Raw genomic sequence first — 14,928 nt, forward strand, 5'->3', positions numbered from 1 at the left:
ACCACCTTTAAATTCAGTTTTTTATAGTATTGAATCACTTACGAGATATCAATCTTCCCAGACATCTTCCATTAACTCTTTAATCTGTTTTTCCCGTTTTTCTGTTCCAATTTTATCTGTTGTCCATATTCCATCGACTAATTTAACAACATCTCCAACTTTAACGGATGAATTAACATCATTCTTGCTAACATCCTGAGACTGACCATCTACTTCTATGACCACAAATTTACCTTCAAAACGATCAACTATGCCTTTCATTTGCTATCACTCCTATTTTGTAACTACTCACAAGCAACTCCATCTCCATCTCGATCAAGCTTAGTGCTATAACCAGGATCTCCTTTACGAATTGGAGCCTTCCCAGCTTCCCTAACTGCTGTACAATTTGCATAGACAACATTGTCTTGTTGTGGCTTCTCTGATGGCTTAGGTGTAGTTTTAGGAGTCTGTGAAACTGTTGGCTTTGTTGTCACTACATTCGACTTCCACTCGGCTTGTGAAGTAGTAATTTTCTTACCATCCGTTGTGAAGATAATCGTACCTTGTTTATCATTACGATAAATCTTGGTCTTCTTGTCTGTGAGTCGTTTTATTATCTCATTTGTGGGATGACCATAACTGTTGTTACCAACTTGTATAACAGCATGTTTAGGATTGACCGCATTCAGGAACTTTTGAGACGTAGATGAATTAGAACCATGATGGCCTACTAACAGTACATCAGATTTGATATTCTCTTTTGATTTAATAATGTCATTCTCACTCTTCGATTCTGCATCACCCATAAACAAGAAGGATGTGCTACCATATGTAAGCTTAATTACTGCGCTCATCTCGTTAGAATCATCGTATGTCCCAACTGGAGCAATCATTTTAATAGTTGCGTCTTTTTCCCAATCAAGTGTTAATCCAGCTTTTGCTGTTGTTACTTTAAGATTTTTCTTTTTGATGGCAGTTAGTACATCTTCATACGTTTTGGTTGTCGAGACTACTTTGGGCATATAGATTTTACCAATAGCAAAATTAGATACAACAGCATCCATACCACCTACATGATCAGCATCTGGGTGAGTACCGATTAAGATATCAATCTTCTTTATCTTCTGTTTCTTGAGATAATTAACTATCGTTTTTTCTTCGCTGTTGTTACCAGCATCTATAAGGATTGTCTTACCAGATGAACCAATGATTAATTGAGATGCACCTTGTCCAACATCGATAAAATGAACCTTTAGAGTTTTAACCTGAACCGCAGCATATACAGGTATTGCTGATAAGACAATTACAAACATTAGTGCAAATGCAAATATTCGTTTCATTAATACTTCCTCCCTTTCCAACAATTATACGATGGAATGGGTAATATGTCTCAGTTTGTCGAAACAATTTTATACAAGCGATGCACTCTCAATATCCCTAATAGCGAATCATTCACCATCGACCATAAAGCCCTGTACAGTCAATTCTTCTAACGGATGGTACAATTGCACTCTTATCTCCTTACGATGGCTTAGAGAGTCACCTACGGCTTTTGAGATACTTTCCCACATTCCGTTACCTGTTAATTTTTTCGCCATTGAAAGCACCATCCTCATTTAGTGGTGTTTTCATTATATGCGAACGTTTGTTCTAGTATCAATCTTGACTTTATATATTTACAAACAAATAGAAAAGAACCCATTCGCGATTGAATAGGCTCTTTTCTTCGTGTTAGTATCCACACAATATAAATCTTTTGTATCAGCAAAGTAATCTTCGCCACGGTTCTTCCGATAACTATTTACAAGTATAGCGGTCCCTAGTACAATTGACAACCTGTATTTTGGTTTATTTGCAGCCTTCTAATCCCTTAACGCTAGCCATAAACGGTACAGCCCCGCCTTGACCGCACGCAGTCGGATCATATCTCTGCCTCCGCTAAGATGCATTGTATGCACGACCGTTGGTTTGCCGCGCTCCGCTAGTCCGAAATAAACAAGTCCAACCGGCTTGCCCTCTGATTCCGCAGGACCTGCTACGCCAGTCAGAGACACGCCAAAATCTGCGTCAGCAAGCTCCCGTACCCGCTCCGCCATCAGAGCAGCCGTGGAGTCGCTAATGGCGCCTGGCGCCCCTTCACCCTCAAGCTGTGTCATCGGAATGCTCAACAGATGATGTTTCATTATATTCGTGTAAGTCACAACTCCGCCCAGATACTCTCCGCTGCTTCCAGGAACGTTTGTAATGAGCTCGGCAAACAGCCCACCGCTGCAGCTTTCCGCGCTTGCCAGCTTTCGCTGTGAGGCTCTAAGTAAGCCTACAACCTCTGCTTCGAGCGGGATATCCTGCTGTGAATACAGAAACTCGCCTATTCTCTCTTTAATTTTTTTCACGGTCGCATCGATCTTCTGATCGGCTTCCGTCGCGGTGGCTGCTTTCGTTGAAATGCGAATAGCTACCTCGCCTTCCTTGGCATAGGGCGCAATGGTTGGATCCAGCTGACCATCGATTAAATCGATCAGCTTTGCTTCCAGATTCGATTCGCCAATGCCGGCAAACTTCAGCAGCCGGGAAAATAACGGCTGCTCCTCGCCGAGTATCGAACGCAGCCAAGCCGCTCCATCCCCTTCCATCATCGGCTTCATTTCCTTTGGCGGACCAGGCAGCAGCATGTACAGCGTACCGTCTGCAACCAGGCCGTTGCCTACAGCCAAACCAGTCGTATTCTCGAGCGGCTCGCTTCCTTCGATCATCAAGGCTTGTCGACGATTGCTTTCCACCATCTGAATGCCTCTTGAGCTGAACAAGTGCTCAATGCTATTCATTGACGGCTCGTGAATGATAAGCTTCCGATTCAAATAATCGGCTAGCACATCCTTCGTCAGATCATCCTGAGTCGGTCCCAGTCCACCTGTGAACACGAGCAAATCCGCACGGCTTCTTCCGATTTCAATGGCTTCCCTCAGCCGCTGGGCATTATCACCTACAACCGTCTGGAAATACACATCGACGCCTAACGCCGCGAGCTTCTGAGACAAATATTGCGCGTTCGTATTTACGATTTGGCCGAGCAGCAGTTCTGTTCCAACCGCTATGATTTCTGCTTTCATTCCATTGTTCCTTTCAATCAAATAATGTGATGCCTACATGAAACCAATAGGCAAAAGCACCCTTCCGTTTGACGGAAAGATGCTTTAATCATTACTCTACCGGAATTAAATGCTTGTTCTTCACAAAATAATCGATACCTGAGTATACGGTAATGATCGCCCCTGCCCAGCTAGCAATGACATCGAACGGGAAGTCGATGAAGGCGAACGGGAAATTGTTAATTAAGAGCGCAATAATCATCGTAATTTGAACCGCTGTCTTCCATTTTCCCCATTTGCTGGCCGCCATAACAGAGCCTTCGAGGAGAGCTACCTGACGCAAGCCCGTTACTGCAAACTCACGACTAATAATGATAATAGCGATAAGAGCATTCAGCTTGTCCATCTCGACCAGCGAAATCAGAACCGCTGCAACAAGCAGCTTATCTGCTAATGGATCAAGAAGCTTGCCCAAATTGGTGACGATCTTGTTCTTGCGCGCGATATAGCCATCTAAGCCATCTGTGCTTGCTGCCACAATAAAAATAAGTGCCGCTGCGATTTGGTTGTATGTAATGGAGAAGTCATCAAAGTTAAACGACCCCAAATCCACTTTTATAAGCAGGAAAAACATAATAACCGGCACTAAAAATATTCTGGCTAATGTAATTCGGTTCGCCAGATTCACGCAATTCCCTCCTTGGATCGTTCAAACTCATAGGTGTGCGTTATGCGAACCCTACATTTGTCATTCCTAACGATTCTCTTTGTACCAGCCGTATCTGCTACTGACTTCGTTCTCCCTGTCATTTATTTATCCCCCAGATCCTTCTGCGAACCTATCTAACCCAGTATAATACATGGTCATACACGTGTCAAAAAGCAGACTTTCTTATAATAATGCCTCATGAATTGCCATAAAACGAAAAGCCTCGTTCCATGTCTCTCATGAAACGAAGCCCCATCTTAAGACCGGTAATTCGTAAACTGCAATTCTACAGGGAGATCCGCTTCTCTAAGCATTTTCATAACTGCTTGCAGATCATCAAGGCTTTTACCCGATACTCTTAGCTGATCACCTTGAATTTGACTTTTTACTTTAAGCTTGGAATCACGAATTAAGATGTTTATCTTTTTGGAAACATCCTGTTCAATTCCCTGTCTGAGCTTAATGCGCTGCCGCACCGTTCCAGCCGAAGCGCCTTCGATTTTGCCATAATCTAAATTTTTGATCGGTACGCCACGCTTGACCATCTTGGATAATAAAATATCCAGCACGCTCTTCAGCTTATATTCATCTTCTGAAGCGACAACAAGCTCTTCTTTTTCTAATGCGATGCTGCTTTTGCTCCCTTTGAAGTCAAAACGTGTCTCAATCTCTCGCTCTGCTTGTTTGATCGCATTAGCCAATTCCTGCATATCTACTTTGGACACGATGTCGAATGCATTCTCTGAAGCCATATTCGATTCCTCTCCTTTAACCCAATTCGTTTCTATTCCGATGCGGCCTGACCGTTTGTCGTCTCTCCAGTCTCCGCATTTTCAGCAGCTGACGCTTCTGCTTCTACTGGAGCTAGCAGCAGCTTCTTGAGACTCGCGCGGTCGCCATCAGGAACTAATACACCGTCAACAGTAATTTCCGTTAAATCAGCACGTCCCGTGTTAATAAAGAGCGTTCCGGTTAGCTCATAGTTTTGAATTGAGCCATCATCCGCATTACTGGAAAACAGCTTGTTCCCTGTACTGCTCCCCTCACGGACTTCAATCCAGCTTTTGCCCCCGGAAATTTTAATTTCGACCTTATGATTTCCTGCCGGTCCGATGACGTATTGATCCGCTCGTCCAACCTTGCTGTCGAAGGTGACCGTTGTTGGAGGCAGTGTAGGCGCAGGCGTTGCAGGACTAACATCCGGTGTAACGTCGTCCGCAGCCGTATTATCATCCGTAGCCGTTGCCGGCGGCTCCGAAGCATCTGTAATATTCGTATTTTGATCTACTGTTTTCGGTTCATCTGCATCTCTGTTAATGACAAATACCCATACCACAACAACGATCAAAATGAGGAAGGACCACATCACCACATTGAAGCCTATTTTACCGAGTCTCTCAGAGGATTGCGACTTCACTCGACGCGGCGGGCGAACCGTTGCCGGCTCCGCTATTTGTTCGGCAGCAGGCGGTGCCGGCACCTCATGCTGATATAAACGCAGCACTTCTTCGGGATCAAGCCCGACCGCTTCTGAATAATTTTTCACAAATGCCCGGACATAGAATGGGCCAGGCAAGATGGTATGATCTCCACTTTCAATCGCTTCTAAGTAACGCTTTCTAATCTTAGTTGATTCTTGAATATCGTCAAGCGATAAGCCTTGTTTTTCTCTCGCGTTACGAAGCAGTTCGCCTAAATTAGACATGGGAGAGCCTCCTTCCGGTTAGAAATCGTCTGTATAATTTGTTGTGAACGTTTCATATGAAATTTCCTCGTCGGGTGTATTTCGCAGCTCAATAATAATGTCAAAATGACTGTAGTCGTATTGGGACTCCTTGATGAAAATATCCGGATGCTCGATAACCTTCGTTGAAGGCATAGCCATAATTTCCTGAAGCAAGCCGTAATGCTTTTCGTTCGACCGGATTGTGCTTACGATGCCGTCAATAATGAAAATATTATTGGGCTGCATTTCATCCTCTGAGAGCTGACTTCTTACAGTCTGACGCAGAAGTGTAGAGGAGACGAATGTCCACCGCTTGTTCGAGCATACGCTCCCGGCGATTATGGATTCAGTTTTGCCTACCCTCGGCATCCCTCTCAAACCAATAACCTGATTTCCGTCACGCTTAAAAACTTCACCTAAAAAATCAACTAAAATACCGAGCTCATCGCGGGTAAAGCGAAAGGTTTTGCGATCATCCGAATCGCGTTCGATGTAGCGGCCGTGACGTACGGCCAATATATCAACGATTGTAGGCGTTCTCAGTTTATTAACCGTTATATTATCAACCTTTTGAAGCATTTTGCCGAGCAGCTCGATCTTTTCATCATCATTGGTTTGCAGAAGCATCCCGCGTGTGCGGTCCTCTACCCCGTTTATTGTCATGATGTTGACTTCCAGCATCCCGAGCAAAGACGCGATGTCGCCGAGCAAGCCAGGGCGGTTCTTATGTATTTTATACTCCATATACCATTGTTTTGATTCCAACACGGTCACCATCCTACTTGGTCATTGCGAAGAACGTAATAATGCAAATGTTCATCATAAAACATTATTCTACATTTTTCGCCACAATCCTGCAACTCAAACGGAAACATTGCAGAAAAGCCTCCTGAAAGGGAGGCTTTCCTGCGTTTGCTTCTGTTGACGAAAATGTCGTCACCGCGCCGAGGAGCTGTTAGGATTTTTGGACGAGCTTAACCATCAAGCCGGCGATCGTTTTGCGCTCTGCCTCATCGCCCACATCCCATAGCTCCTTCAGCACCCGTTCTTCCTCATTTTTCGGATCTACCTTCTCATCGAGAAAGGTGCCGATTTCGAAAGCAAGACTCGCAATGGTATCTTCCGTCATTCCGATCTTTTTCGCTTGCGAAATACGGTCTGCCAAAAAATGCTTCCAAGTTGCAAAATTTGAAAGGACAGTTGACATGTTCCTTCGCCTCCTAAAGGTGTAGAAAAGAATCATCAACAAACCTTATGTTGCAACAAAGCGTTTTAAATTATACAGACAGCTTAGAACTCGTATTCCCTTCAGGAGCTTTAAGTGTGCCAGCCCCCATTGGGGCTTATAACTTGTCCTGTAATATAGGAAGACTCTGGCAAAGAGAGAAAATATACGAGCGATGCAATCTCATCCGTCGATCCGAATCGTCCAATCGGTATTTCCTGCCGCAGCGCCGCCCTCTCTTCGTCATTAAAGCCACCCATCATCTCGGTGTCTACCGCGCCGGGAGCCACCGCGTTGACGGTAACCCCAGCCTGCGCCAGCTCCTTGGCCAATGCCTTCGTGAACGCGTTCATACCGCCCTTTGTCGTCGAGTAAAGAACTTCACAGGAAGCTCCGGACATTCCCCATATTGATGAAACGTTAATGATCCGGCCATATCTTTGGGCGATCATATTCGGCATAAATAATTGAGAGCAAAGAAACATGCCCTTCAAATTGACTGCCATGACGTCATCCCATTCTTCCTCCGTTACATCCATCAGCATACCGTAATGCGAAATGCCGCCATTATTCACAAGGATATCCGGCAGCATTTGATGACTCTCCAGCTTTTCCCGCATTCGCTCAAGCTGCTCTTTAGATCGCAAATCCGCTGAGATCGTCAAGACGTTCGCACCAAGAGCCATGCAGGCACGTGCGGTTTCATTCGCCATTTCGTGGGAATGCAAATAATGAATGACGATATTGACACCCTCCGCAGCAAAGCGTTTTGCAATCGCTGCCCCGATGCCGCGGCTTCCCCCGGTAATCAATACGGTCATTTCTTGTAACGTCTTCATTTTACGGGTGATTCAACAATAGACACGGCAAGCTGATCAAAATCGAAATGCTCGCGCAGCCGTTGATTGACATCTTCCAGCGTACAGCTTTCGTAAAAATTGAGCACATCAAACATATTGCTGTCGCGGAAGCGATATCTTGTAAATTCACCGGCAATTGCCTCTGGGGAGTTCAGCATGCGAAGATACCCGCCGATTTTTTTGCGTTTGGATCGTTCAAATGCTGTTGGTTCAATACCGCTGACTAATGATGCCTCCACAGCCGTCCGAATTTGAGCAATCAGCTCATCGGGATTAGGCGTATCTCCGCCGATAACGGAGAAGGCATAGCCCGTGCTTGAGTTGTATTCATGTCCGAATGCATCCGAGATCAATTCCGTATCATACAGCTGCTGATACAGCTTTGAGCTTGGTCCGATTAAGGCATCAAGCATCAGCTTGGTCGTCACTTCTTGCCGCAGCAGCGCCTCACCGGTTAGACCGACTTGCTTTTCCTTGAACCCCAACATACATTTAGGCAGGGAAACAGGCAGTGCTGTGACTTTACGGGCAAGCTTCACCGAGGCTGGCTCCGGATCGAAAAATCTTTTTATTTCGTCTTGAGGCTCAAATGATTTGCGGCTTTGGTTTGCGCGGACAAGCTCAAATACTTCCTGTGCGTCAACACCGCCCACCACAAAGAGCAGCATATTTGAAGGGTGGTAAAAGGTCTCATAGCATTGATATAAGGTCTCCTTGTCGATTTGTCTAATCGACTCGACCGTACCCGCAATGTCAATATGAACCGGATGCTCATGATAAAGCGCATCAATCAGTCCAAAGTAAACTCTCCAGTCCGCATTGTCGCGATACATATTGATTTCCTGTTCAATGATCCCTTTCTCCTTCTCGACATTCGCATCCGTAAAGTAAGGATTTTGAACAAAGTTGATTAATGTCTCCAGGTTGGCTTTAATTTGCTCCGTAGCAGAAAACAAATAAACGGTACGGTCAAAGCTGGTGAACGCATTAGCTGAGGCACCCTGGGAAGCAAAAACAGCAAAAATATCACCTGTCGGCTCTTCGAACATTTTGTGCTCCAGAAAATGAGCGATTCCATCCGGCACCTTTACTGCAGCTTGATCTCCAACTGAAAATCGATTATCTACAGAGCCATACTTTGTTGAGAAGGTCGCGTAGGTTTTGTTAAAGCCTTCCTTCGGAAGCACGATGACCTCTAGCCCGTTATCAAGCACTTCCCTGTATAACATCTCTTGTACATTGGGATAATTAAGGGTCTGCATGCGTTATGCCTCCTTCCGATCACGCAAAAAGTAAATCGTATCCAGCTGCACACGCTCTGCAACCTTTACGATATCCGCTTCAGTAACCGCTTGAACCTGATCCAGAAGCTGTTCTGCGCTTCTTTGTTTTCCTGTCAGTACACTATTGAAATCATAAGCGATCATCTCGTATGCGGAATCCTGCAGCTCTCGCAGGTGATTCGAGATCATTGCTTTTGTCTGATTCATTTCCAGCTCAGAAAGCTGACCCTGCTCCATGCTTTCAAGCTGCTCTTTGATGATCGCCACTGCACGGTCATAATTCGCGAATTCAATGCCCGATTGGATCGTGCATATCCCTTTATGACCATCCAAACGAGATGCTGCATAATAAGCCAGGCTTTCTTTCTCACGAACATTCAAAAACAGCTTCGAATGCGGGTAGCCTCCCAGAATGCCATTGTACATAAGAGCAGCGGGGTAGGCTTCGTCATCATAGCCGACTCCTGTCCGCAGTCCCATATTCAGCTTGCCTTGACTAACGTCCATCTGCTCGGTAATCAGCTTTACGTCCTTAACTGGATGATTTACTTCAGGACGCGTGTAGGATGAAGCAGTGCCTGACTTCAGCTTAAACGCTTCCGACACAAGCTGCGTAACCTCAGCCAGTGATGTATCGCCAACGACATACAAGTCTAGCGCAGCTGTCTCCAGCCACTGCTCATAATGCTTATATAACCCTGTTGGCGTAATTTCGTCAATTAGCTCCAGCTTTCCGAGCGGATGCAGACGATAAGGCTCCCCTGCACACATCTCTTCAAGACAACGCTCGGCCGCATAACGAATTTTATCATTAACAATTGCCTCTAAGCGTTTCTTTAACGTTGTTTTCTCGGCATCAACATATTTTTGTCGGAAGCCGTTGTTGTCCACAAGCGGGTCAGTGAGAACATCCCCCAAAAAATGCAACGAAGCAGACAGGAGAGACGTGTTCGATGATACAAATTTGTCATTGATGACATCCATCCGGAATTGGACGATTTGAGAATCGCCTCTTTTATATACGTCAAATCCGAAGCCTGCGCCATATAAATCGTCAAGCTTCTCACGAAATGTTATCGTTTCAGGCGTATTTGCAGTACCTCTGCGGAGCACGAATGGCGTAAGCGCAACAGGCGTTACCGTTGCTTCATCAAGTGTTAGTCCTGCAAATAATGAAATGGCAAACGTTTTGAAGCGTTTAGTCGGCAGCACATGCAGACGTATACGCTGCAGCTGCCCTCTCTCGAATTGGGTCACTCAGCTTGCTCCTTTCTGGCGGCGCGATATAGAGTAAATCTATTCCAATTAGCAAATCCCTATACCATTCTAACCTATAAGAAATGGAAGAAGCAACCGATTCTGCGCTTCGCAGAATCGGCTGCTTCCTTTCCTAAACCACGTATTGATTACATACAGAAAATATGTTTTCCAATCGTTTTGATTTGTGTTCGAGTCCATATCCATGCCGAGGTAGCCGTATCAGGATTGAAGTAGTAAAGGCAGCCGCCGGAGGGATCCCAACCGTTTATGGCATCTTGAACAGCTTCACGCGCTTTATCATTCGGCGTAAGCCAAATCTGTCCGTCAGCAACAGCGGTGAAAGCTCTCGGCTGAAAGATAACACCGTAAATCGTATTCGGAAAGCTTTGTGATTTCAGCCGATTAAGAATGACTGCAGCAACTGCCACTTGTCCTTCGTAAGGCTCGCCGCGCGCCTCTCCATAGACTGCATTCGCCATAATTTTCAAATCATTTTCTGAAAATCCCAGCCTATTGGATTTCGATAAGCCTGAATTGTTGTCCGACGGGGAACCGTTGCCGCCTCCTGTACCGGATTGCGAAGAAGGAGGTGAAGTATCCGCAGTCGGTCTCCACGATTTCGTTGCTTCCCAAAGCTTTAGCTTCGTTTTGGCTCCAGCGACGCCGTCTGATTTCAAACCGAACTTCCACTGGAACCAGGTTACCGCATTTTTCGTTTCATCGCCGAACTTTCCATCAATTTTTCCATTGAAGTAGCCGAGGTACGTGAGTCTTCCTTGCAATTCATATACATCCTGACCGGAGGAGCCGACCTTCAATGTAGCATTGCTGAAGGTTTCGGTTGCTCCATTATGCTCGCTGCGCAGTAATGAAAAAGACCCAAACAGCAGCAGCACGATAATCGAGGTCATCACTATCAAACGATTTCTCATGTAGGGATCTGCCTTTCTCTTGCAAGTTAGTTCGCTTAAGGTAGCGTTGTTACCTAACTCTAGTATGAGAAAGTTGTCCTGCTTCTATGCACAATCTCCCGTTATTTGCAATCATCGGCAGTCAAGAGCTAATTCGCCCTGCTTGGTACTGATCCATCGTAATCAGCACCTCGCGCGGCTTGCTCCCCTCATAGGGGCCGACGATTGAGCGAGCCTCCATCTGATCGATCAGCCTTGCCGCACGCGTGTAGCCAATTCGCATTCTGCGCTGCAGCAGTGACACGGAGGCTTGCTTTGCGTCTAAAATAATTTGAACAGCTTGATCGTAAAGCTCATCGAGCATCTCATTGCCTGCTTCAGTTTCCTCCTCCACCTCAGGCACAAGATCCTCTTTGTACTCCGCTTCAGCTTGGCCTCGAGCATAGTTCACAAGAATTTCCACTTCCTGGTCCGATAGAAAAGCGCCTTGAACCCGAATTGGTTTGGACATACCGACAGGCAGGAACAGCATATCGCCACGACCTAACAGCTTTTCTGCGCCAGCCATGTCAAGAATAGTTCGTGAATCAACCTGCGAGGATACCCCAAAGGCAATTCGTGAAGGTATATTTGCTTTAATGACACCTGTAATAACATCGACTGAAGGCCGCTGTGTCGCAATGATCAAATGGATGCCGGCTGCACGCGCCATCTGAGCAAGCCGCGCAATCGAATCTTCAACATCATTTGCGGCAACCATCATCAAATCAGCCAGCTCGTCCACAATTACGACGATGTAAGGAAGCACAGCTGCAGGATTATCAGCCATAAGCGTATTATAGCCCTCGATATTGCGAGTTGCCGATTTAGAAAATAATTCGTATCGTTTCTCCATCTCCACCACGATTTTCTTCAGCGCGAGCGATGCGCGGCGAGGATCGGTGACAACTGGGGCAAGCAGATGCGGAATGCCATTATATACATTGAGCTCGACCATCTTTGGATCAATCATAAGAAACTTCACTTCATCTGGCGCCGCTTTATACAAGATACTCGTAATGATCCCATTGATACATACAGATTTACCAGAGCCAGTTGCACCCGCAACGAGCAAATGGGGCATTTTGGCCAAATTGCCGACAATGGTCTGTCCGGAAATATCCCGCCCAAATGCAATAGACAATTTAGAAACCGCATTTTGGAATGTAGCCGTCTCCATCACCTCACGCATCGTGACGATGGATACTTCCATATTCGGCACTTCAATTCCGATTGCTGATTTCCCTGGAATTGGCGCTTCCATTCGTATATCCTTCGCAGCTAAAGCAAGCGCAATATCATCCGTTAAGCCGACAATTCGGCTTACCTTCACGCCTGTAGCTGGCTGCACCTCGTAGCGTGTTACAGCAGGTCCGCGAACAACATCCAGCACCTTTGCTTTTACACCAAAGCTTTCTAAAGTCGCCTCCAATTTTCTTCGCGAATCATACATATCGGTTGCGTCTGCGCCTTTGCCAAGGAGATTAGGCTTATTAAGCAGCGAGAATGGCGGCAGCAAATATGGCTTATCCTTGTTCATTTCAGCTTCTGATTTGGAATGACTTTGAGCAGCTTCTTGCGAACCGCTATCTTGTGCGAGAACCTCAGAAATACTAGAACTTTCGGAAGTCGCTTCCATTATGTGCTCTGCCCCCTCTATTGGCAGCTCGTCATCAGTCATATCGTCTCCAACAGAGGACTCCATAATGGACGGTTCCTGCTTAGGCCAAGAATCGTTTGTCTCCTCCGGCTGTAAGCCAGAGCTGATGCCGAGATCCTTGTCAGAGCCCGCCTCCTCCCAAGGGGCGCGTTCCATATGCGCTGGAGGTGTATGAAGCGTCGAATCATTATACAGCTCATTACCTGATTTTTCCCATGGCTGCTCAAGCTCCGTTTGCCAAGCGGGTTTAACTCCTGCTGGCGCATTCACCGCGTTAGGCTCAAGCACCCACTCTTCCTGCGTTTCATTGCTATCCTTTTGTTCTTCGGCTTCGGATTCTTGTCTCCAAGAGAAAAATAACGATTTTCTTTTCCTTGGAGGAGAAGGAACATAGCCATCATGGTCGTCATCCATTGTATCGTCATCGTCTAAATCCGCTGAACCAGTATTTGCACTAGCTGCTGTCGAAGCGCGCAAAGAGGACCTTTTTGCCCATTTTGCACCGAGCAGCTTAAACATACGCGTCGATTTCGACGTAACGATTCTACCCAGCTCGACGGCTGACTTGCCAGTCATCAGCATGATGGAAATAATAAACATGACGAACATGATCAGCTTCGCACCATAATAGCCAAATAACGAGAAAAACAAAGAATATTGAACCGCACCCATATAACCCCCGCTTATTTGCTTGTCCCTGATCGGCACATCATTAGCAGGTGTCACATGAACAAGAGATCCATTCAAATCAGAACGAAGCTGATCCCAAATCAATTTTCCATTAAGCTCAATATCAAATACATCCTTCATCTTATGATCAACTTCAGAAATGGAGCTCATAAGCGTTAAAGCCAACACAAATACAAGCAAGCCTGTCCGCTTACTTGTCCAACCTCGCGGCCAGGCTCGCTTCACCATGACATAGAGCCCAATAAAAATACCGACTAACGCAAGCACAAAATAAAATTTGCCCAGCACTAGACCAAACAGTTTGGATAAGGAACGACCGACCGTCGCTTCCCCAGACAATGCAATGATCGAAATTGTAATGAGCAATATACCATATACTTCATATTTTAGGCTCGCGCCGATTGATTTTTTCCGTCTCTTTTTTTTAGCCAATTCAGTCACCTCTGGTAAAACATTATACCATAGGTGGACAAATGTTCCTATGAGACGATGGTACGAACATCAGTTTGCAGCAGCCTGAAAACTTACCAGCATGCCGGGCGTCAAATCCGGATTTAAATAATCATGAAGCCCGCACTCCAGCAGTCTCACAATTTTACCGATGCCAGGCGCGATGGGCATGACCTGCATTTTAACCCCATTCACCCACACCTCTTGAAGCGGATCCATTTCATTATTTATGCCGTCAAGAACAAGCTCAAGCGGTATGCTCGTATACAATGTCATTGGATAGGCACCCCATTCCTGTTGTTTTTATTTGCTTCTATACGCATATTCAGCTCTTTAAGCGCGTCTCCCAAGCCGCCTACCCTATCAATTAAGCCATGCTTTACAGCATCTGGTCCAATTACCGTTGTACCGATATCTCGTGTCAGCTCTCCCGTTTTAAACATAAGCTCTTTGAAAATGTGTTCCGTTATATTGGAATGAGAAATGACAAACCGGACGACTCGTTCCTGCATTTTATCCAAGTATTCAAACGTCTGGGGAACCCCGATCACTAATCCATTCAGACGGATCGGATGAATGGTCATAGTAGCCGTTTCTGCAATAAAAGATACGTCGCCAGCAACCGCAATCGGCACCCCGATGGAATGCCCGCCTCCAAGCACGAGCGTTACAGTAGGCTTCGATAAGGAAGAGATCATTTCTGCGATCGCAAGACCTGCTTCAACGTCACCTCCAACCGTGTTAAGAACAATCAGAACGCCTTCGATTTTTTGATTTTGCTCTGCTGCAACCAGCTGTGGAATGATATGCTCATATTTTGTCGTTTTGTTTTGCGGAGGCAAAACAAGATGCCCTTCCACCTGTCCAATAATGGTCATGCAATAGACATTCGACTCTGCAGGGGCAGGTGTGGAAACCTGTCCTAGCTGTTGAATGCTATCCACCATACCCGTCAGCTTCCTTTTATCATCCGAATTAGGATCAGGCTGCTGCTCCGATCGTAAATCCATTCTGGACTGCCACATATTATTCCATCTCCTTCGT

The 14,928-nt window shown here is 45.8% G+C and carries 16 protein-coding genes; all 16 read right to left on the bottom strand.

Features of this window, described 5'->3' with window-relative positions; translation table 11 throughout:
* Positions 1–48: 48 nt before the first annotated feature.
* Positions 49–261, bottom strand: a complete 213-nt coding sequence (locus ACO9K6_RS01300) for a DUF3006 domain-containing protein (protein WP_424765720.1) — start codon at positions 259–261, stop codon at positions 49–51.
* A 23-nt stretch (positions 262–284) separates the two neighbouring features.
* A complete protein-coding gene (locus ACO9K6_RS01305; protein ID WP_424765721.1) occupies positions 285–1,322 on the bottom strand; it encodes an MBL fold metallo-hydrolase in 1,038 nt (345 codons plus the stop codon).
* A 108-nt stretch (positions 1,323–1,430) separates the two neighbouring features.
* Positions 1,431–1,580, bottom strand: coding sequence for a hypothetical protein (locus tag ACO9K6_RS01310; protein ID WP_424765722.1), 150 nt, complete (start codon positions 1,578–1,580; stop codon positions 1,431–1,433).
* A 264-nt stretch (positions 1,581–1,844) separates the two neighbouring features.
* Positions 1,845–3,092, bottom strand: coding sequence for a competence/damage-inducible protein A (locus ACO9K6_RS01315; RefSeq protein WP_424765723.1), 1,248 nt, complete (start codon positions 3,090–3,092; stop codon positions 1,845–1,847).
* A 91-nt stretch (positions 3,093–3,183) separates the two neighbouring features.
* Positions 3,184–3,759: a CDP-diacylglycerol--glycerol-3-phosphate 3-phosphatidyltransferase gene (pgsA, locus tag ACO9K6_RS01320; RefSeq protein ID WP_424765724.1), complete on the bottom strand. Its 576-nt coding sequence runs from the start codon at positions 3,757–3,759 to the stop codon at positions 3,184–3,186.
* 278 nt (positions 3,760–4,037) lie between these two features.
* On the bottom strand, positions 4,038–4,532 hold the full coding sequence (locus tag ACO9K6_RS01325) for a YajQ family cyclic di-GMP-binding protein (protein ID WP_424765725.1): 495 nt from the start codon (positions 4,530–4,532) through the stop codon (positions 4,038–4,040).
* Positions 4,533–4,564: 32 nt separating this feature from the next.
* Positions 4,565–5,485: a helix-turn-helix domain-containing protein gene (locus tag ACO9K6_RS01330; protein ID WP_424765726.1), complete on the bottom strand. Its 921-nt coding sequence runs from the start codon at positions 5,483–5,485 to the stop codon at positions 4,565–4,567.
* 18 nt (positions 5,486–5,503) lie between these two features.
* A complete protein-coding gene (locus ACO9K6_RS01335; RefSeq protein WP_424765727.1) occupies positions 5,504–6,271 on the bottom strand; it encodes a DUF3388 domain-containing protein in 768 nt (255 codons plus the stop codon).
* Between the two features lie 190 nt (positions 6,272–6,461).
* Positions 6,462–6,713 carry a DUF3243 domain-containing protein gene (locus ACO9K6_RS01340; protein WP_424765728.1) on the bottom strand — a complete coding sequence of 84 codons (252 nt, stop codon included), beginning with the start codon at positions 6,711–6,713 and terminating at the stop codon, positions 6,462–6,464.
* Between the two features lie 110 nt (positions 6,714–6,823).
* Entirely contained in the window at positions 6,824–7,570 is a 747-nt protein-coding gene (gene ymfI, locus ACO9K6_RS01345) for an elongation factor P 5-aminopentanone reductase (RefSeq protein WP_424765729.1), read from the bottom strand.
* On the bottom strand, positions 7,567–8,853 hold the full coding sequence (gene yfmH / locus ACO9K6_RS01350) for an EF-P 5-aminopentanol modification-associated protein YfmH (protein WP_424765730.1): 1,287 nt from the start codon (positions 8,851–8,853) through the stop codon (positions 7,567–7,569). Before yfmH ends, ymfI begins: the two co-directional genes overlap by 4 nt.
* Before the next feature lie 3 nt (positions 8,854–8,856).
* A complete protein-coding gene (yfmF, locus tag ACO9K6_RS01355; RefSeq protein ID WP_424765731.1) occupies positions 8,857–10,131 on the bottom strand; it encodes an EF-P 5-aminopentanol modification-associated protein YfmF in 1,275 nt (424 codons plus the stop codon).
* A 149-nt stretch (positions 10,132–10,280) separates the two neighbouring features.
* A complete protein-coding gene (gene sleB, locus ACO9K6_RS01360; RefSeq protein ID WP_424765732.1) occupies positions 10,281–11,066 on the bottom strand; it encodes a spore cortex-lytic enzyme in 786 nt (261 codons plus the stop codon).
* Between the two features lie 121 nt (positions 11,067–11,187).
* Positions 11,188–13,866, bottom strand: a complete 2,679-nt coding sequence (locus ACO9K6_RS01365) for an FtsK/SpoIIIE family DNA translocase (RefSeq protein ID WP_424765733.1) — start codon at positions 13,864–13,866, stop codon at positions 11,188–11,190.
* A gap of 69 nt (positions 13,867–13,935) precedes the next feature.
* Positions 13,936–14,160, bottom strand: a complete 225-nt coding sequence (locus ACO9K6_RS01370) for a YlzJ-like family protein (protein WP_424765734.1) — start codon at positions 14,158–14,160, stop codon at positions 13,936–13,938.
* Positions 14,157–14,909 carry a ClpP family protease gene (locus tag ACO9K6_RS01375; protein WP_424765735.1) on the bottom strand — a complete coding sequence of 251 codons (753 nt, stop codon included), beginning with the start codon at positions 14,907–14,909 and terminating at the stop codon, positions 14,157–14,159. The genes ACO9K6_RS01370 and ACO9K6_RS01375 overlap by 4 nt, the downstream gene beginning before the upstream one ends.
* Positions 14,910–14,928 lie beyond the last annotated feature (19 nt).

This window comes from Paenibacillus praedii (genome assembly GCF_049725345.1).
GTDB lineage: Bacteria > Bacillota > Bacilli > Paenibacillales > Paenibacillaceae > Pristimantibacillus.

Excerpts from the sequence above, each read along its gene's own strand:
- sleB (WP_424765732.1), bottom strand. The coding sequence starts at position 11,066 with ATGAGAAATCGTTTGATAGTGATGACCTCGATTATCGTGCTGCTGCTG.
- ACO9K6_RS01340 (WP_424765728.1), bottom strand. The coding sequence starts at position 6,713 with ATGTCAACTGTCCTTTCAAATTTTGCAACTTGGAAGCATTTTTTGGCA.
- ymfI (WP_424765729.1), bottom strand. The coding sequence starts at position 7,570 with ATGAAGACGTTACAAGAAATGACCGTATTGATTACCGGGGGAAGCCGC.
- yfmH (WP_424765730.1), bottom strand. The coding sequence starts at position 8,853 with ATGCAGACCCTTAATTATCCCAATGTACAAGAGATGTTATACAGGGAA.
- ACO9K6_RS01300 (WP_424765720.1), bottom strand. The coding sequence starts at position 261 with ATGAAAGGCATAGTTGATCGTTTTGAAGGTAAATTTGTGGTCATAGAA.
- ACO9K6_RS01325 (WP_424765725.1), bottom strand. The coding sequence starts at position 4,532 with ATGGCTTCAGAGAATGCATTCGACATCGTGTCCAAAGTAGATATGCAG.
- ACO9K6_RS01375 (WP_424765735.1), bottom strand. The coding sequence starts at position 14,909 with ATGTGGCAGTCCAGAATGGATTTACGATCGGAGCAGCAGCCTGATCCT.
- ACO9K6_RS01305 (WP_424765721.1), bottom strand. The coding sequence starts at position 1,322 with ATGAAACGAATATTTGCATTTGCACTAATGTTTGTAATTGTCTTATCA.
- ACO9K6_RS01370 (WP_424765734.1), bottom strand. The coding sequence starts at position 14,160 with ATGACATTGTATACGAGCATACCGCTTGAGCTTGTTCTTGACGGCATA.
- ACO9K6_RS01310 (WP_424765722.1), bottom strand. The coding sequence starts at position 1,580 with ATGGCGAAAAAATTAACAGGTAACGGAATGTGGGAAAGTATCTCAAAA.
- ACO9K6_RS01315 (WP_424765723.1), bottom strand. The coding sequence starts at position 3,092 with ATGAAAGCAGAAATCATAGCGGTTGGAACAGAACTGCTGCTCGGCCAA.
- ACO9K6_RS01330 (WP_424765726.1), bottom strand. The coding sequence starts at position 5,485 with ATGTCTAATTTAGGCGAACTGCTTCGTAACGCGAGAGAAAAACAAGGC.